We start from the raw sequence: 17,382 nt of genomic DNA, 5'->3' as shown, positions 1-17,382 counted from the left end.
CGACGATCAACACACGTATGCTGTCGATGTGACCGACCGGTAGCATATTGTCGGCATATCAAAAACACCATACGTGCTGGCAACGCCGCGCTGCCTTGACTGAAGGCATGACCCACAGCGAACCAGCCCTCGTCAGCCTGCTCCCGCTCGCCGGCCCTCGCGCCGCCCGGGCATGATCCCGCTGAGCCTCGGCGAGATCGCCACGGTCGTCGGCGGGACGGTCGAGGGCGACGGCGCCGTGACGGTGACCGCGCCGGCCGTGCTCGACGGCCGGCAGGCCGAGCCGGGCGGCCTCTTCGTCGCCTTCGCCGGCGAGCACGTCGATGGCCACGACTACGCCGACCAGGCCGGCCGGGCCGGCGCGGTGGCCGTGCTCGGCTCCCGACCCACGCCGCTGCCCACCGTCGTCGTCGAGGACGCCCAGGCCGCGCTGCAGGCGCTCGCCGCCCACGTCGTGGCCCGGCTGCGCGACGGACTGACCGTCGTCGCGCTGACCGGCTCCCAGGGCAAGACCGGCACCAAGGACCTGCTGGCGGCCGTCCTGTCGAGCGCCGCGCCGACGATCGCCACGATCGGCACGCTCAACAACGGGCTCGGCGTGCCACTCACCATGCTGCGCGCCGACGCGGCCACCCGGTTCCTCGTCCTCGAGATGGGAGCCAGCCACATCGGCGACATCGCCGAACTCACCGGCCTGGTCGCACCCGACATCGGCGTCGTACTCAACGTCGGCCAGGCCCACATCGGCAAGTTCGGGTCGCGCCAGGCCATCGCCGGGACCAAGGGCGAGCTGGTGCAGGGGCTGGCGCCCGCCGGCACCGCCGTCCTCAACGCCGACGATCCCCGGGTGATCGCGATGCGCTCGCTCACCGACGGCCCGGTGCTGACCTTCGGCCGGGCGGAGCACGCCGACGTGCGGGCGCTCGACCTGGCGCTGGACCGGCTCGGGCGGCCGTCCTTCACGCTGCGGTCCGCCGGCGCCTCGGCTCCCGTCGCGCTGCCGCTCGTGGGCGCCCACCAGGCGATCAACGCGTCGGCTGCCGCGGCGGCGGGGCTGGCGGCCGGCGTACCCCTCGACGTGACCGCGGCGGCGCTGGCCACCGCCTCGCTGTCGAAGTGGCGCATGGAGCTGCGCGACCTCGCCGGCGGCGCGACGCTGCTCAACGACTCCTACAACGCCAACCCCGACTCGACCCGCGCCGCCCTCGACGCGCTGGCGGCGATCGAGGGCATGCGCCGCATCGCCGTCCTCGGCGAGATGCGCGAGCTCGGCGACGACAGCGAGGCCGAGCACCGCGCCGTCGGCGAGTACGCCGCCTCCCGGGCCGACGTGGTGGCCGCGGTCGGCGACGCCGCCCGGCCGATCGCCGACGGCGCGGGAGATCGTGCGGTGGCGCTGGCCGACAACGACGCGGCCGTCGACTGGCTGCGCGGCCACCTCGCCGCCGGCGATGTGGTGCTCGTCAAAGCCTCCCGCGGGGGGCGCCTCGACGAGGTCGCCGCCGCGCTCACTGAGTTGGCGGGGTGAGCCAGAAAGATCCGCGTCGCCGTGCCGTTCGGGGGCCGCTGCCCGAAGACCGCACAGCGCCGAAGGCCCCGGTGGCGGAGTGGACGCTCGACGACGTGGTCAGGATCCTGGATGAGGTCGCCCCCTTGCCGGCACCGGCCCATCGGGAGGTGCCGCACCACGCCCTCCCGCCGGGCGTGGCGCCGCGTCGAGGTGAGCCGCGCCAGCACGACCGTGCGCCGGGCCGCCGGGCCGCCGGGGCCAGCAGGAGTGTCAGATCCTCGGGGGGAGTCGGTGTGGACCACCCTGCCGTGCGGCCGCCGGTCGAGCGGCGCCGTCCACGGGTGCCAGGGGGGCAAGGACGGGCAGGCCGCCGTCGTAGCGCTGGGCGACCCCGGGCAGTTCCTCGTAGCCGCCGACCGCGAGCGCGTCGGCCTTCAGCCAGTCGGCGCGTCGGCCGGGCCGGCCGGGCCGGGCCGGGTCGGCGGAGGCCCTAGCCGTTGCCCTTGGCGACCGGCACCAGGCCGGGCGTCTGGTCGGCGACCTCGCGCAGGTGGGCGCGCCAGCGGTCGCCGTCCACATGAGTCCGGGCTCATCGCCCGCGCCGCCTCATGGACCCGCGCCGCCTCATGTAGAGGTCGAAGCCCCGGTAGACCATCGGCCGCAGCGGCAGGTCCCACTCGCCGACGTACCTCACCGCCTGGCCGCCGGTGCCGACCTTGAACTGGATCAGCCCGACGTGCGGGTCGTCCGCGTCGAGGGTGGGGGTGATGCCGCGCAGGTCGTAGACGTCGCAGCCGGCCGCCAGCGAGTCGCGGATCATCGCCCACTGGCAGGCGTTGGAGCCGCGCACCTCGCGCTTCTCCGTGGAGGAGGCGCCGTAGGAGTACACCGCGTGGGCGCCGACGCGGACCAGGATGGTGGCGGCGACCAGGTCGCCCTGGTGGCGGGCCAGGTAGAGCTTGATCCGCTCGGGATCCTCGGCGCTCATCGCCGCGAACATGGTCTCGAAGTAGCGCAACGGCCGGGGCGTGAACCGGTCGCGTTCGGCGGTGTGGACGTAGAGGTCGTGGAACGCCTTCAAGTCCTCACCGACCGTGACCTGAACGCCCTCCTTGGCCGCCTTCTTGATGTTGCGGCGCCAGAGCTGGTTCATGCCCCTGAGCAGGTCCTCCTCGGTCCTGCCGGCCAGCGGAATCTCATACTTGAACTGCGGGTGCCCGACCCCGAAGCCGTCCTCCGGGCTCTGCGGCAGCCAGCCGGCGTCCCTGAGCTGGCTGGTCACGCGGGCGCCCACCGGGTCGGCCTGCTGGCCGGGCATCTCGGTGAGCCGCTTGATGCCCGGGTCGGCGACGCCCTCCTTGACCTGGGCGGCGCTCCAGGTTTTCGTGGGCACCGGCGGGCCGAGCCGGATCGCGAACGCGCCGTGCGCCTTGAGATAGGCCGCCAGCGGGTCGAGCCACGCGTCGATCTCGCCGGTCCAGTCGATGACCGGGCCCTCGGGCAGGTAGGCCAGCGTGAAGCGATCGAGCCGCGGCACCGGGCGGTGCAGGACGAGCCCGGCACCGACCATCTGCCGGCCGTCGTACCAGCCGAGGGACTCGCTGCGCCACTCGGTCTTGACGCGGCCCCATGCCGGGGTCTGCAGGAAGCTGACCGACCGCTGTGTCTGCACGAACGCCAAGTGCTTGGCGGCGCTGATCGGCCCGACGGTCAGACTCACACCCGAGACCCTAGCCCCTCGGTGGTGCGCAGTTCGGCTCACTGGTCCGCCATCCTCATTTCAGCGTTCTCGGACAGGGTGCTGGTGCACCCCGATCAGTGGGCGGACCGGCAGGCACGTCCCGGTACCAAGGCCACCCGACGATGAGGGTGCCTCCCCCCTGGAACTAGCAGCCCGGCCTACAGCACGAGCAGAGCACTGCACACCGTCCTGCCCGAGGGAGCGCCGGGCGGCCGAGGAGGACGTGGAGGACGAGGACGCCAGAGACGGGGCTGCTGTTCGTGCCGGTTCGCTGTCGGACATGCCTCCAGTCAAGGCAGCGTGGTGTTGCCGGCGCGTATGCGATTTTCGATATGCCGACGATATGCGCCGGGGTCCGGCGCCACCCGGGTCTCGGCCGACGCGGTGATGATGTCGGCCGAGACGGAGATCATGAGGCGCTGATCGACGAGGTGTACGCGGCATACGACCTGCTGGTGCCGATCGAGACGCTGCTGACGGCCTTCCCGGTCACGCAGGCGATGGTGGCCCGGCACAGGCGCCAAGGCGGCCCCGAACGGTTGGGAGGCGTTCGACGGCGACACCGCGCCACCTCTACCGATATACCGACACCCTCGCGGCCGAGCGCTGGAGCTGCGCGGTGGTACGAGACGCGGCTGCCGGAGCGGGCCTCGTTCCGGCGGATCCGCGTCCACGACCGCCGGCTCAGCCTTTCGGAGATCCGGTTCCACTTCTACAGGCCCGACGGGTCCTGACATCTCGCGTGACGCCCGCCGTTCCCTGGCTGAGCCCCAGGGCACGGCCTCCGCGACGTCTCAGGCGACGCCCTACCGCGAGTGGAACCGGGATCGTGCACGCCGGACGCCGAGTCGGCTGGACGAACCTGTGACAGACTGCCGTCAGCGCATCTCTGAGCAGAAATGATAGTTCCGCGAGAGGAGTTGACGTCACATGGCCGCAGGTTGGGCGTCGGACGGGAGCCCTGAGGCCGGAGACGGCGACGACGCCTACGACTGGACCTGGGCCACGTCGGGGCCCGAGGTGCCCCCGCCACCTGAGATCGACACCTCCAAGCCCAGCATCGCCCGGGTCTACGACGCGGCCCTCGGCGGCAAGGACAACTACGCCGTGGACCGGGCCGTGATCGAGGAGGCGCTGAAGATCGTGCCGGGGGTGGCCACGGAGGGGGCCCGGGTGAACCGGCGCCTGCTGATCCGCGGTGTGCGGTACCTCGCCGAGCAGGGCATCGACCAGTTCCTGGACATCGGCTCGGGCCTGCCGACCGTGCAGAACACCCACCAGGTCGCCCAGGCCGTCAACCCCGACGCCCGCGTGGTGTACGTGGACAACGATCCCATCGTGCTCGCCCACGGGCAGGCGCTGCTGGCGACCAACGCGTCCACCAAGGTGGTCACCGCCGATCTCCTGGACCCGCCGGGAATACTGGACCATCCCGAGATCGACGGATTTCTCGACTTCTCCCGCCCGATCGCCCTGGTGCTGCTGGCCATCGTGCACCACGTGCTGGACGAGGAGGACCCCTTCGGCGTCGTCAATGCCTACAAGGACCGGCTCGCCCCGGGCAGTTATCTCTTCGTCAGCCACTTCTCGAACGCCTTCCCCGAGGCACGTGCCATGGAGGAGAACCTCATCCGGGCCCTGGGCAGGGGGCAGTTGCGCAGCGAGGCGGAGATCACGGCGTTCTTCGACGGCTTCGAGCTGCTGGAGCCCGGTGTGGTGCCGGCTCCGCTGTGGCGGCCCGACAAGCCGGTCACCGAGCCGCTGGACAAGAGCGGGCTGCTCTTCCTCGGCGGCATGGCGCGCAAGCCGTAGCCTGGCCGCGTGGCCGGGGCCGAGGACGTCCCGGCCCGCCGCCCGACGGGCATCATCTCCGTCTCCTCCGCCCCCACGGACGACCGGAGCCACCAGCCTCACAGCCGTGGATATCGCCCGTTCTGGTCGATCCGCCCAGCCCTGTGGTCTGGGCATGGTCAGGCATCGCCCTGATCGACACCGCGACGCCGTGCTGGGGGACGCTGCTGCCGCTCTGCCGCAGCAGCGGCGACGGTTCGAGGCTGCGACACCTGGTAAGCGAATGCTCGCTATCCGTGACGACGTGAGGGATGTCGCAGTCCGGGCCGTCGACGACGCGGATCCGGGTACTCGGCAGCGGATTCATGCAGGCGCGCGCGTAAGGCATACCACTGACGCGCCAGAGACATGGAAAGGCGGTCGCCATGGCCGAGCCGTTGCATCGGAGGGCGAAGCAGCCGGTCAACGCCGTGCTCGCCGGTCCGTACGGGCACCCGTTCCATCCGATCCTGGTCACGGTGCCGATCGGCGCCTGGATCGCCAGTTTCGTCTTCGACATCGCCTCTCATGTCGCGGACGACCCCGGTTTCCTCTCCCGAGGGGCGATGTGGCTGATCGCGGTCGGCGCGATCGGAGCGGTGGCGGCGGCGCTGGTCGGCCTTCTGGATCTCCTCGCCATTCCGGCCGGCACCCGCGCCTTCCGCGTGGGCCTGCTCCACATGACGCTGAACCTGCTGGTGACGGCCGCCTACGCGGTCAACTTCCTGTGGCGGCAGGCGGGGGAGGGGCCGTCGGGCAGCGTCGAGCCGGGACAGGTCGTCCTCAGCGCGGCGGGCCTGGCGGTCCTGGGCGTCTCGGGGGCGCTGGGCGGGATGCTCGCCTACCACTACGGCGTGCGCGTCGCCGATGAGGAGACGCAGATCGAGGGATTCCTCCCCGGCGGGGAAGGGCGGGGAGACGGCTCGGCCTGACGCGCTTGCCGCCGCCCGGTGCGCCGGGGGTGACGGCGTACGACCCCGGGTTCGTGCGGCGGGGTGGGTGGTGGCCCCTGCCGGTGGGTGGCCGACAGGGGCGGGCCGTGCGGTGTGGCGTTCAGTCCTGGACTTCGTCGTCGGTGCCGGGGCCGCCGTCGATCTGGTCGGTGCCGGAGCCGCCGTAGAGGGTGTCGTCCCCGTCGTCGCCGTGGATCACGTCGTCGCCGCCCTCGCCGTAGACCAGGTCGTCGCCGCCTCCGGCGTGTATCTCGTCGGCCTGGCCGTCGCCGAAGTAGCTGTCCTCGCCGTAGATGACGTCGTAGCCGCCGTGGGAGTGGATGGTGTCGGAGCCCGGGCCGCCCAGCAGGCCGGCGGCCTGTCCGGTGGTGGTGGAGGTGGCGTCGAGCACGTCGTTGCCGGGCCCGCCCTCTGCGTGCTGCTCCTCGGGGCTGCGGGCGTCGAGGGTGTCATCCATGTCGCCCAGGGTGACGTCGAGGTTCATGAGGTTGGGGTCCGTGGTCTCCACGGTGCAGGTCACCCGGGTGAGGTCGGCCGCGTCGGGGTGGGTGCAGTTCTGGCCGGCCTCGATGGGGATGGTGTCGTCGATGACGAACTCGGTGTCGTTCGCGCCGGTGGCGACGGTGACCTCGTTCGTCTCGCCGCTGCCGGCCACGTAGACGACGTCCGGGAGGGCGGCGTTCAGCGCGCCTTCCTCGACATAGGACCCGGGCCCCCTGCTGGGCCGACGCGGGTGCCGGCCACAGGACGACGCTCGTGCCTGCCAGGGTGGCAACGCCGAGGAGGGTCACGTACTTTCGCATGAGTGTCCCTTCGTCTCGGTTGATCGTCATGCGGCGTCTTGGGTGGTCGCGCACGCACGCACGCACGCGCGTAGGGCACGTCGTCACCGGCGCGGGTCCCGTTGCGGCGGCTGTTCGCGGCACCCGTGCCACGGGACAACGTCGCAAGTGCCGGTCGGCACGGCGACGCGGGGATCGCCAGGCGCGAGCATCTGACGCCGCGTCCGCGCGTCGTCCACGCCCTGCGGCGCGGCGGACGCGATGGGCGGATCGTCAGCGGTGGCGGTGACCGTCCACGTCAGGCGCGTGGGGCCGGCGTCTCCTGGGCCGACGCCGGAGGCGCCCACGAAACGGTGCCCGCGCCTGCGAGGCGAACGCCTCCCGGGGCGGTGAGGGACCTTCGCATGTCTCCGCTGATGGCTCTTGGTGCCCTGTGGTTGCGATGTCCCAGCCCTCCGCATCGTGTGACCGACGCGCCAAGCCGCCCGCTGAGATGACGGGCAGCCGGAGCCAAAGGTTGCGGCGCGCGGGGCGCGAGTCGATCCGGCGTTCCTGAGCCGCGACAGTAGCCGCGTCCGCAGCCGCGTCAGTCCAGGCAGAACTCGTTGCCCTCGGGGTCGGTCATCACGATGAAGCCCCCGTCCATCGGAGGATCGGGCTCGAAGCGACGTACCCGCGTCGCTCCCAGCGCGACGAGCCGGTCGCACTCGGCCTCCAGCGCCGCCATCCGCTGATCTCCCTGCAGCCCGGGAGCCGCCCGGACGTCGAGGTGGACGCGGTTCTTGACGACCTTGTCCTCCGGCACCTGCTGGAAGAACAGCCGCGGTCCGTGCCCGTCCGGGTCCTCGATGGCCGATTTCGTGTTGCGCTCCTCCTCTGGTACGCCGACCCGCGCGAGAAAGTCGTCCCAGGCGGCCATCGGGTCGGCACCCTCGGGCAGGTCGACTCCGGGCGGGGCGGGGTGGACGTAGCCCAGTACGTCGCGCCAGAAGGACGACAGCGCCCGCGGGTCGTGGGCGTCGAAGGTGACCTGGATGTGGCGGCTCATCGGCTGCTCCGTTCGTAGCGGGTCTCGTGTGCAGGCAGACCTCGGTCGAGTTCGTCCGCGTCCATGGAGCCACCCTGACACCTCCAGCGGACAGAATCGGTCCGCATCTCTGGCAGGGTGGGCGGCATGGACGCAGCAAACGGCCACGAGCGGGGTACGACGGAGCGGGTCCTCACCCTGCTCGGGCTGCTGCAGCAGCGGCGGGTCTGGACCGGCCCCGAGCTCGCCGACCGGCTCGGGGTCACGCCGCGCACGATACGGCGCGATGTCGAGCGGCTGCGCACGCTCGGCTATCCGGTACATGCCAGCCAGGGGATCGGCGGCGGCTACCGGCTCGGCCCGGGGCAGGACCTTCCGCCGCTGCTTCTCGACGACGAGGAGGCGACCGCCACCGCCGTCTCCCTGCTCGCCGGCGCGGGCGGCGCGGTCGCCGGCGCCGGCGACGCCGCACTCCGGGCGCTGGCCAAGCTCGACCGGGTGCTGCCCACCCGGCTGCGGCACGAGGTGCGCGCGCTCTCCGGCTCGGTGGATTTCTTCGGCGGAGGCCGCACGCCGGTCGACCCCGGGGTGCTCATGACGCTGGCGCGAGCCTGCCGCGACGAGGTGGAGGCCGGCTTCGACTACCCGTCCGGGAACGAGGTGCGACGGCGGCGCGTCGAGCCCTACCGCCTGGTCGCCTCCGACCGGCGCTGGTACCTCCTCGCCTACGACCTCGACCGCGACGACTGGCGCAGCTTCCGTGTCGACCGGATGACCGAGGTGTCCGCACGGGCCTGGCGCTTCCGCCCGCGCGCGGCGCCCGACGCGGCGACGCACGTGCAGGAGGGCGTGGCGAGCCGGGTCTATCCGCACCAGGCGCGCTTCCTCGTGCACGCGTCGGCCGACACGGTGCGCGCGCAGATCCCGGCGTCGGCGGCCGTCGTCCGGCGGCGGGGGAGCGAGCGCTGCGAGGTGGTCAGCGGCGCCGGCAGCCTCGACTTCGTGCTCATGCACGTGCTCCTGCTGGGGCACGACTTCGAGGTTGTCGACCCTCCGGAACTCGGCACGCGCTGCCGGGTGCTGGCGGAGCGACTTCTGTCGGCCGGCGCGACGATCCCACCGGTGCCGGACGGGGAGGAGCGATGAGCCACGCCGCGCTGGAAGGCGTCGTAAGCAGACGTCGGAGACTTTCTGCAGCCCTCAGGGTTTCTGCCGGTGGCCGTCGGTTTCTGGGGTGCCAGAACGGGGTTGGTTCGGGCAGAGGTTCGTAGCTGGCGGGGGAGGGGGTGTTCCCGTGGGCGGGGAGTCCGGGCGGCCTGGTGCGTCGAGGCCGGTGACGATCGCGTTGATCGCGTTGATCGCGTTGATCGCGTTGATCGCGGAGTCGGCGGGGTGTCGGCGCGGACCCGGAGCGCGCCACGGTGATCGAGCGCGCCTCCGGGGCGGAACGCGAACTTCGGCCCTGGACCCTGAGCCGAGCAGGTCCGGGCCGTGATCTAGTGCGGATCGCCGGGCACCGAGCCGTCCTGGCGGGTCACGGTGAAGATACCGGCCATCCCCATGTCCGAGTGGCTCTGGACGTGGCAGTGGTACATCCAGTGGCCGGGGCCGACGTGTTCGCCGGCGATCACCTGGAAGCCGAACGAATCGCCCGGTCCGGTGATCTTGTTGTCGATGATCGGGCTCGGGTCGTCGGGGCCGGTCAGCATGCCGGTGCGGTTGTCCGCCCAGCGGTGACCGTGCACGTGGAAGGTGTGGTAGTACTCGCCGTGCGTGATCATGATGATCTCGCAGCGCTCGCCGAGCTTCGCGGTGAATTGCGGGGGATCGTCCGCCGGCCGGTTGTTGATCATCATGTCGTTGAAGACGATCGTGAACTGCCTGTCCGGCAGCACATCGCCCCGGCGGCGGACGACCAACGGCCCGTACAGGCCGTTCCGCACGCCGACGGTGCCGTGGTCGGTGCCGACGACGTGGTCGTGGTAGTGCCAGTAGCCGGCGCTGCCGGGCGACCAGGTGCCGTCGGCGCGTCGGCCCGGCTCGTGGGTGTGCCAGGTGTACAGCCGGGTCTCCCCGGGCGGCACGGTGCTGTCGGTGTGCGCGGTGCCGTCGCTGTCGATGGCGTAGTCCACGCCGTGGACGTGCAGGCTGACGGGCTCGTCGAGGTTGTTGACCAGGTCGATCTGCAGGGTGTCGCCCTCGTACATCTCCAGCAGGGGGCCGGGAATGCTCGCTTCGCCGGGTTCGAGGCCGTAGCCCATCTGACCGTCGGGGAGCGGCTCGGCGTACAGGGTGATGCGGCGGATCTCGGCCTGGCGCCGGTCGGCGTTGGCCCGGGTGGCCGCCGCGGCCGCCGCACCTGTCGTGGCCTCGGCGGCCCCGGCGGCCGCGACGAGGCCCGCGGGAGCGAACGCCGCCGCCGCGGCCCTGCCGGTGAACGATCGCCGGGAGAAGCCTGGTCGGCCCACGGGTGCGTCCTCCTCGCTCCTGGCTCGCGGATCACTGGCGCCTCTGAGTCCGCGTCATGGTATGGCCATGCCAAGAGTTTCGCCACCCACGGGGCAAAGGTTGTGGATCCACGGTAAAAGGCATTGGCGTGTTGGGGAAAGTGCTCTACCTTGCTGGCGTTTTCTGCTGTCGTCCGCGAGGAAGCGGGGCAAGAGTGATGGGCCGCAAGTCATGGGCGGTCGCGCTGGCCGCGACCACGATGCTGACGACGACGCTGCTGGCCGGGACGGGGACGCACGCCGCCGCGCGCGCCGACACCGACGCGATTCCCGGCAGCGCCGACGCCCGGATCCTGGTCTTCCACGACGCCGACGCGCCGGCGGAGCGGACCCAGGCCGGTGTCGAGGCCATCGAGGCCCTGTCGGACACCGGCCCGGCCGAGCAGCACTTCCAGGTAGAGACGACCAGCGACCCCACGGCGTTCAACCCCACCGACCTGCTCGACTACAACGCCGTCGTGTTCCTCTCCGCCACCGGCGAGGTGCTGAACGACCGCCAGGAGTCGGCCCTCCAGAACTACATACGCTCCGGCGGCGGCTTCGCCGGCCTGCACGACGCGGCCCGGGCACAGCCCGCCTCCACCTGGTTCACCGGCCTCATCGGCGCCCGCCCCGAGGCGTCCGGCCCCGCCCAGGCCCAGACGGCCGTGGTCGAGGTCGGCGACCGCCTCCACCCCGCGACCTTCAGCCTGCCGCTGGAGTGGACCCGCCGCGACGTCTGGTTCAACTGGGAGAACAGCCCCAGCGGCCAGGTGCACACCGTGGCCCGCGTCCGGGAGAGCACCTACGCCCCGGGTGAGGGCGCCGAGGGCTGGGACCACCCCATCTCCTGGTGCCGGGACTACGACGGCGGCCGGTCCTTCTACACCGGCATGGGCGGCACGGCGCAGAGCTTCGCCGAGGAGAACTTCCGCGAGCACCTGCGCGGCGCGCTGCTGTGGACCAGCCGCCTGACCCGCGCCGACTGCCAGGCCACCATCACCGGCAACTACCAGGCCGAACGCCTCACCCAGCCCAACCAGCCCGACGCCCTGGACCAGATCGGCGAGCCGCACGGCCTCGACATCGCGCAGGACGGCCGCGTCTACTACATCGGGCGCGGCGGACGCTGGCCCACCGCGCCCGTCGTCACCGACTGGAACAACCCGCAGATCGGGCTCGGCGGCGGCACCATCCACATGTACGACCCCGCCACCGGCGACGTCACGCGCGTCGGCACCCTTGAGGTGTTCGGCAACAAGGGCGGCGGCGAGGAGCTGGTGAAGAACGAGGAGGGCCTCCTGGGCATCGCGCTCGACCCCGGCTTCCTCGACAACAACTGGATCTACCTGCACTACACGCCGCACTCGGAGATCAATCGCGAGACGCACATGGCGCAACGCCGGGTCTCCCGCTTCACCCTCGATCCGGCCACCGGAAGGCTCAACCCGTCCTCCGAGAAGGTGCTGCTCTCCTGGCCGGTGCAGATACACAGCTGCTGCCACGCCGGCGGCGGCATGGACTTCGACTCCGAGGGCAACCTCTACATCGCCACCGGGGACAACAACTCCTCCGGCTTCAGCGACGGCTATTCGGGGAACAACCCGGAACCCACCTTCCAGGGCACCGCGTTCGCCGACGCGCGCCGCACCGCAGGCAACACCAACAACCTCAACGGCAAGATCCTGCGTATCCACCCCGAGGACGACGGGACATACACCATCCCCGAGGGCAACCTCTTCACCGGCCAGGAGGAGGGAGGCGGCCTGACGCGGCCGGAGATCTACGTGATGGGCGTGCGCAACCCCGCGCGCATCGCGATCGACCCGGAGACGGACTGGCTGTACGCCGGATGGGTCGGGCCGGACGCCGCCGAGCCCAGCACCACCTGGGGCCCGGCGAAGTACGACAGCTTCGCCGTCATCACCGAGGCGAGCAACCGCGGCTGGCCGTACTGCATGGGCAACAACCAGCCCTACCGCGACCGCAACCTCCCCAACCCCGAGCAGCCGCTGGGCTGGTACGACTGCGAGCAGCCGGTGAACTCCTCGCCGCACAACGACGGGCTGACCCAGGTGCCGCCCGTCTCGCCGAACAACATCTGGTACGCGCCGCAGGGCGGCGCCCCGGACTACCCGCGCGACGCCGACGGCATCCCCAGCTACCGCCCGGCCGACCAGACCCTGCGCCTGCCCTGGCTCACCGGCGGCGCCCAGGCCGCGATCACCGGCCCGGTCTACCGCTACGACGACACCGGCGGCGGCGGAGCGGGCCAGGGCCGGTGGCCCGAGTACTGGGACGGCAAGTGGTTCGTCGGCGACTTCTACGACGAGGGACAGCCGCGCCACGCCGTCACGATGGACCCCGGCAACGCCGCCGACGGCGGCCTCCCCGTCCACGCCGAGAGCCTCGACCAGATCGTCCCGGCCGGCGAGGGTGGCATCCGCAACCTGATGGACTGGAAGTTCGCCCCCGACGGATCCCTGTACGTCCTGGACTACGGCCGCGGCTTCTTCACCGCCGACGCCGCGTCCGCGCTGTGGCGCGTCACCTACCACGGCGGACCCCCCACCCCGCTGCCCGCCGACCTGGCCCGCCCGTGAATCCCCACGACCCACGACGTCAAGGAAGGGTGGAACGAGCGATGACGCGAGCGATGACCCGAAGCGCACCCACCACGCGAACGACGCGGCGCCTGATGGCCCTGCTGGTCGTCCTGTGCCTTGCGGCCCTCCACCAGACGCTCCTGCCGTCCGCCCAGGCACGGACCCCGTCCGACGGCGGCGCCCCCCGCGCCGCGGCCCAGCAGACGCTGACGTGGACCGCCGACAGCGACACCACCCGCTACAAGTCGGCCCCGGCCACCGCGGTCGCCGGCGAGGCCACCATCGTCTTCGAGAACAGCGTGGCCACCGGCAACACCACCGGCATGCTGCACACCCTGACCTTCACGACCACCGACCCGGAATACAACGACGACGTCGACGTCAACATCGCCGCCTCGCCCGACGACACCAACGGCGGACGCCACGAGGAGACGGTCACCCTCACTCCGGGGGTCTACCATTACTTCTGCTCCATCCCCGGCCACGGCCAGATGCAGGGCGAGCTCGTCGTCACCGAGGGCGGGGGAGGCGAGGACACCACGCCGCCGGAGGTCTCCGCGACCGTCGACGGCGACCAGAACGACGCCGGCCAGTATGTCGGCAGCGCCACGGTGATCCTGAGCGCGACCGACGCCGGCTCCGGCGTCGACCGCATCGAATACGCCGTGGACGACGGCGACTTCGCCCCCTACGAGGCGCCGATCCTGCTGAACACCGCGGGCACCCACACCGTGACCCACCGGGCGTTCGACAAGGCCGGCAACGCCTCGGACGAACAGACAGTCACTGTCGAGGTGGTCCAGCCCTCCGGCGAGGACACCACGCCCCCGGAGGCTTCCGCCACCGTCGACGGCGAGCGGAACGACGCCGGCGACTACCTCGGCATGGCCACCGTCACCCTCACCGCGACCGACGCCGGATCCGGCGTGGACACCATCGAATACGCCCTGAACGGCGGGGCGTTCACCGAGTACACCCTGCCGGTGATGCTCCACAGCGTCGGCGACTACACGGTGAGCTACCGCGCCACGGACAACGCCGGGAACTCCTCCGAGGCGGAGACGGTCACCTTCACCATCGTCGAGGACGGCGGCGACCCGCCGCCGGCGGACTGCCCCGAGTCCGACGACCGCCCGCTCGTCATGGTCGGCGACGAGCACACCGGCGTGCCCAACCGCAGCGGCCCGGACGGCTGCACGGCCAACGAGCGCATCGAGGACGAGGCCGCCTGGTCCTCCCACGGCTCCTTCCTCACCCACGTGCGCGAGGTGACCGAGCCGCTGCTCGCCGACGGGGTGATCGACACCGCCGGCCGCACCGCGATCATCGAGGCCGCCGACCGCTCCGACATCGGCGAGCCCGGCAACCAGAACGGCTACGAGCGGATATTCACCGGGACCGCCCAGTCCCTCGACCGCTGGGCCCACGTCGGCGGCGGAGCCTTCGGATTGAACGAGGACGGATCCATCACCAGCAGCCCCACGGCCGACGGCCTGGGCATGCTGTGGTTCCCCGAGCAGCGATACGGCGACTTCTCGCTGCGCCTGAAGTTCCGCGACGACGCGAGCGGCGACCACCGCGCCAACAGCGGAGTCTTCGTCCGCTTCCCCCGGGTGCACGGCCACCCGGAGGAGCCCCGGCCGGAGTGGGTGGCCATCACGTACGGCCACGAGGTGCAGATATACGACGACGCCGCGGGCGACCAGTACAAGACCGGGTCGATCTACGGATTCGACCTCGTCACCCGGGGAGAGGCCATGACCACGCCCGGAGGCGTGTGGAACGACCTGGAGATCCGGGTGATCGACCAGCACTACTACGTCTACCGCAACGGCGTGCTGATCAACGAGTTCGAGAACGCCCCCGGCCAGCTCTTCTCCCCGCCACGCGCGGACGACCCCGGCACCGACGGGCGCCAGCACGCCAGCGGCTACATCGGGCTGCAGACCCACAGCGCCGCCGACGTGATCTCCTACCGCGACATCCGCATCAAGCCGCTGTAGTCAGCCGGCCGACCGGACGGACGGCTACACGGCACGACAACGCGCAACCGGCCCCGCCGCGCACCGCGGCGGGGCCGGTTCGGGCTGCGACCAGCACCCGACGATATGTGATGCACAGATTACATCCAGCTATCGCTTGATTGCCGAATTCTGGCGGGCACGAGGTCACGCAAGGTTCACATAAGGGTTTGTATACACAGTGGATACATGCTCTAACCGAGGCAATCGGCGCGCAACGCCTGCTTCAGCAGGTGGGGGAGAGGCCACGGGACGGTCGTCCCGCCCCGAAGCGGGCGTACATCCGCCGAGTCCTCTCGACCAAGGGGGAAAACCGTGTCAGCGAAGCCCGCCTCCGAGTCCGACAACGCAGCCGCCACCCCGATGCGCAACGAGCGTGGCGTCATCGCCGAGCACTACTACTCGCTGCAGAGCCTCAGCTCCATCGAAGCCGCTCGCGAATCCATGATCGCCGAACCCGGCACCAAGGAGGCGCTGCTCGTCGGGCTCTACCAGTCCACGGAGATCGCCCTCCACAACCTCACCGACCTCCTCACCCGCGCCAGCGACTGCCTGAGCGAGGGCGACGTCGAACGCGGCGTGACGCTCCTCCACTGGGTACGCAGCTTCCACCGCGTGCTCGTCCGCCTCAGCCTCGCCTCACTCCGCGTCAGCGCCGACTGGCCCGGAGACGCGCCACGCTGGGCCGCCGACACGACGCCCGGCTTCAGCGACTTCCTGCCCGCGCTCCGCCGCTTCGACGAGGTGCTCTCGCGCCTCGCCGACGAGGGCAAGGTCGACCTGCATGCGGCGATAGGCGAACGCTCCCTGGAAGACCCCTGGTTCGCGGTCCTGCACTGCGCCCGCATCGCCAACCACGACGCCCGCGTGTGGAGCGCCAACCTCGCCGGAGCCGCACACCCGGCGCCCGGCGTCGACCCCGAACGGATCCTCTCCTCGGCCAACCTCCGGCACGCCGTGGACGAGCACCAGCTCAGCGGCCACACCTACTTCACCCAGTTCCGTGCCCTCCACCAGATCCCCGAACTCCTGGTGCGGGAGATCAACGACCGCATAGAGACAGCCATCCGCGCCACGCGCGGCGGCGACATCGCCGCCGCGGTCCAGACGCTCGACGGCGCCACGGAGCTGTTCGACCCGATCGAGGCATGCCTGCCGCCGATCGTCGACAACCTGAGCACCCACGACTACCACCAGATCCGCGAGAACCTCGGCCTGACCAGCGGCAGCCACTCGGTCAGCATGCGCTTCCACCTCTTCACCGACCTGTACGAGCAGTTGGTAGAGGCCCTGGCACCGCTCGCGGACAAGCCGGCCGGATCCGGCGACCCCTTCCTGCCGCGCCTGCGGCAGCACGCGGCAAACCTCCGCATCTTCATCTTCGCCTGGCGCGACATGCACCTCCACCTCCCCCGGAACAACCTCGGCGGGCAGGAGACCAAGTCCCTCACGGGCGCACCCGACGCCATCCGCACCGTCCGCAAGATGCGCGACAACGCCGTGTCGGCCGATCCCATGAGCCGCCACAACCAGTACCTCCGGGTGCCGACGAGCGCCACCGGCCCGCTGGCCGACTACCTCGACAGCCCCGACTCGTCGGACACGCTGCTGCTCGCCGTGACCGGCCAGACCACGCAGGCCAACTTCCGGGACGTGCAGGAACGCCGCAGCTTCTTCTCCCAGCCAACCCCCTTCACGAAGCCCCCACGCCGCGACGTCTAGCAGGAATCGGGTCCCCCTCCCCTTCTCCCTGCCACCGGCCTCACCATTTCAGCTTCGATGGAGTGTCTTCATGTCTCACCCTCGCGAATCGTCAGCCGCCGATCTTCCGCCCGATGAGTCCCCGGCCCGTGATGAGGGCATCCGGCCTGCGACGCTGCCGGAGCTGTTCGAGGCGCAGGTGATGGCGGCGCCTGCCGCGCCGGCGGTGGAGTCGGAGGGGGTGGCCTGGAGCTATGGCGAGCTGAACGAGCGGGCCAACCGGATCGCCCACTGGCTGATGGGCCGGGGTATCGGTCCGGAGCGGGTGGTCGGGGTGGCCATGCCGCGCTGCGCGGAGCAGGTGGCGGTGGTGCTGGGGATCGTGAAGGCGGGGGCTGCGTATCTGCCGATCGACCCGGCGTACCCGGCGGAGCGGATCCGGTATATCGCCGAGGACGCGGGGCCCGAGCTGATCCTGACCAGCTCGGGCACGCCCCTCGGCCTCTCCGGCGACCCCGCCGGGGCCACGGTCGCGATCGACGCTCCCGAGACCCACGCGTCATTGCGGGCGAGCCTTGCGACGAATCCCAGCGTGCGCCTGGATCCGGCGCGTCCGGCGTATGTGATTTACACGTCGGGTTCGACGGGGCGGCCGAAGGGTGTTTCGGTTACTCATGCGGGGTTGGTGGGTTTTGGGGAGACGCTGATCGGCCGGGCGGATGTGG

13 protein-coding genes are annotated in these 17,382 nt (G+C 71.2%); 8 read left to right on the top strand and 5 right to left on the bottom strand.

Features of this window, described 5'->3' with window-relative positions; genetic code table 11:
* Positions 1–172: 172 nt before the first annotated feature.
* Entirely contained in the window at positions 173–1,528 is a 1,356-nt protein-coding gene (locus tag ACTWQH_RS18775) for a UDP-N-acetylmuramoyl-tripeptide--D-alanyl-D-alanine ligase (RefSeq protein ID WP_443287769.1), read from the top strand.
* Between the two features lie 571 nt (positions 1,529–2,099).
* Here ACTWQH_RS18775 and ACTWQH_RS18770 read toward each other — a convergent pair.
* Together ACTWQH_RS18770 and ACTWQH_RS18765 are read right to left on the bottom strand one after the other, a co-directional pair.
* Complete coding sequence (locus ACTWQH_RS18770; protein ID WP_443287768.1) at positions 2,100–3,230, bottom strand: lipid II:glycine glycyltransferase FemX; 1,131 nt, start codon at positions 3,228–3,230, stop codon at positions 2,100–2,102.
* Positions 3,231–3,541: 311 nt separating this feature from the next.
* Entirely contained in the window at positions 3,542–3,814 is a 273-nt protein-coding gene (locus ACTWQH_RS18765) for a hypothetical protein (protein WP_443287767.1), read from the bottom strand.
* Positions 3,815–4,181: 367 nt separating this feature from the next.
* Between ACTWQH_RS18765 and ACTWQH_RS18760 the strand changes: the two genes are divergently transcribed.
* Both ACTWQH_RS18760 and ACTWQH_RS18755 read left to right on the top strand, forming a co-directional pair.
* A complete protein-coding gene (locus ACTWQH_RS18760) occupies positions 4,182–5,063 on the top strand; it encodes an SAM-dependent methyltransferase (RefSeq protein WP_443287766.1) in 882 nt (293 codons plus the stop codon).
* A 404-nt stretch (positions 5,064–5,467) separates the two neighbouring features.
* Positions 5,468–6,013 (top strand): DUF2231 domain-containing protein, encoded by a 546-nt coding sequence (locus ACTWQH_RS18755; protein WP_443287765.1) that lies wholly within the window; start codon positions 5,468–5,470, stop codon positions 6,011–6,013.
* Positions 6,014–6,134: 121 nt separating this feature from the next.
* Here the strand turns inward: ACTWQH_RS18755 and ACTWQH_RS18750 are convergent, their stop codons facing one another.
* Positions 6,135–6,809, bottom strand: a complete 675-nt coding sequence (locus ACTWQH_RS18750) for a calcium-binding protein (protein WP_443287764.1) — start codon at positions 6,807–6,809, stop codon at positions 6,135–6,137.
* Positions 6,810–7,402: 593 nt separating this feature from the next.
* Positions 7,403–7,864, bottom strand: a complete 462-nt coding sequence (locus ACTWQH_RS18745; RefSeq protein ID WP_443287763.1) for a VOC family protein — start codon at positions 7,862–7,864, stop codon at positions 7,403–7,405.
* 126 nt (positions 7,865–7,990) lie between these two features.
* On the opposite strand from ACTWQH_RS18745, the gene ACTWQH_RS18740 reads away from it, so the two are divergent.
* Positions 7,991–8,989 carry a helix-turn-helix transcriptional regulator gene (locus ACTWQH_RS18740; RefSeq protein ID WP_443287762.1) on the top strand — a complete coding sequence of 333 codons (999 nt, stop codon included), beginning with the start codon at positions 7,991–7,993 and terminating at the stop codon, positions 8,987–8,989.
* A 350-nt stretch (positions 8,990–9,339) separates the two neighbouring features.
* On the opposite strand, the gene ACTWQH_RS18735 is transcribed toward ACTWQH_RS18740, so the two are convergent.
* A complete protein-coding gene (locus tag ACTWQH_RS18735; protein WP_443287761.1) occupies positions 9,340–10,311 on the bottom strand; it encodes a multicopper oxidase domain-containing protein in 972 nt (323 codons plus the stop codon).
* Positions 10,312–10,508: 197 nt separating this feature from the next.
* Between ACTWQH_RS18735 and ACTWQH_RS18730 the strand changes: the two genes are divergently transcribed.
* From ACTWQH_RS18730 to ACTWQH_RS18715, 4 genes are all read left to right on the top strand, one after another.
* On the top strand, positions 10,509–12,932 hold the full coding sequence (locus ACTWQH_RS18730) for a ThuA domain-containing protein (protein WP_443287760.1): 2,424 nt from the start codon (positions 10,509–10,511) through the stop codon (positions 12,930–12,932).
* 53 nt (positions 12,933–12,985) lie between these two features.
* Entirely contained in the window at positions 12,986–14,938 is a 1,953-nt protein-coding gene (locus ACTWQH_RS18725) for an OmpL47-type beta-barrel domain-containing protein (RefSeq protein WP_443287759.1), read from the top strand.
* A gap of 333 nt (positions 14,939–15,271) precedes the next feature.
* Entirely contained in the window at positions 15,272–16,678 is a 1,407-nt protein-coding gene (locus ACTWQH_RS18720; RefSeq protein WP_443287758.1) for a hypothetical protein, read from the top strand.
* Between the two features lie 70 nt (positions 16,679–16,748).
* Positions 16,749–17,382, top strand: a 634-nt coding sequence (locus ACTWQH_RS18715; RefSeq protein WP_443287757.1) for an AMP-binding protein, incomplete at its 3' end; no start/stop codon positions are given.

Origin of the sequence: Streptomyces sp. 6N223, from assembly GCF_052246635.1 — a bacterium.
Classification (GTDB): domain Bacteria; phylum Actinomycetota; class Actinomycetes; order Streptomycetales; family Streptomycetaceae; genus Streptomyces.
Note: the sequence above shows the minus strand (reverse complement) of the source record. Positions and strands in the feature narration are given on the sequence as shown.

Excerpts from the sequence above, each read along its gene's own strand:
- ACTWQH_RS18725 (WP_443287759.1), top strand. The coding sequence starts at position 12,986 with ATGACCCGAAGCGCACCCACCACGCGAACGACGCGGCGCCTGATGGCC.
- ACTWQH_RS18775 (WP_443287769.1), top strand. The coding sequence starts at position 173 with ATGATCCCGCTGAGCCTCGGCGAGATCGCCACGGTCGTCGGCGGGACG.
- ACTWQH_RS18760 (WP_443287766.1), top strand. The coding sequence starts at position 4,182 with ATGGCCGCAGGTTGGGCGTCGGACGGGAGCCCTGAGGCCGGAGACGGC.
- ACTWQH_RS18745 (WP_443287763.1), bottom strand. The coding sequence starts at position 7,864 with ATGAGCCGCCACATCCAGGTCACCTTCGACGCCCACGACCCGCGGGCG.
- ACTWQH_RS18730 (WP_443287760.1), top strand. The coding sequence starts at position 10,509 with ATGGGCCGCAAGTCATGGGCGGTCGCGCTGGCCGCGACCACGATGCTG.
- ACTWQH_RS18740 (WP_443287762.1), top strand. The coding sequence starts at position 7,991 with ATGGACGCAGCAAACGGCCACGAGCGGGGTACGACGGAGCGGGTCCTC.
- ACTWQH_RS18755 (WP_443287765.1), top strand. The coding sequence starts at position 5,468 with ATGGCCGAGCCGTTGCATCGGAGGGCGAAGCAGCCGGTCAACGCCGTG.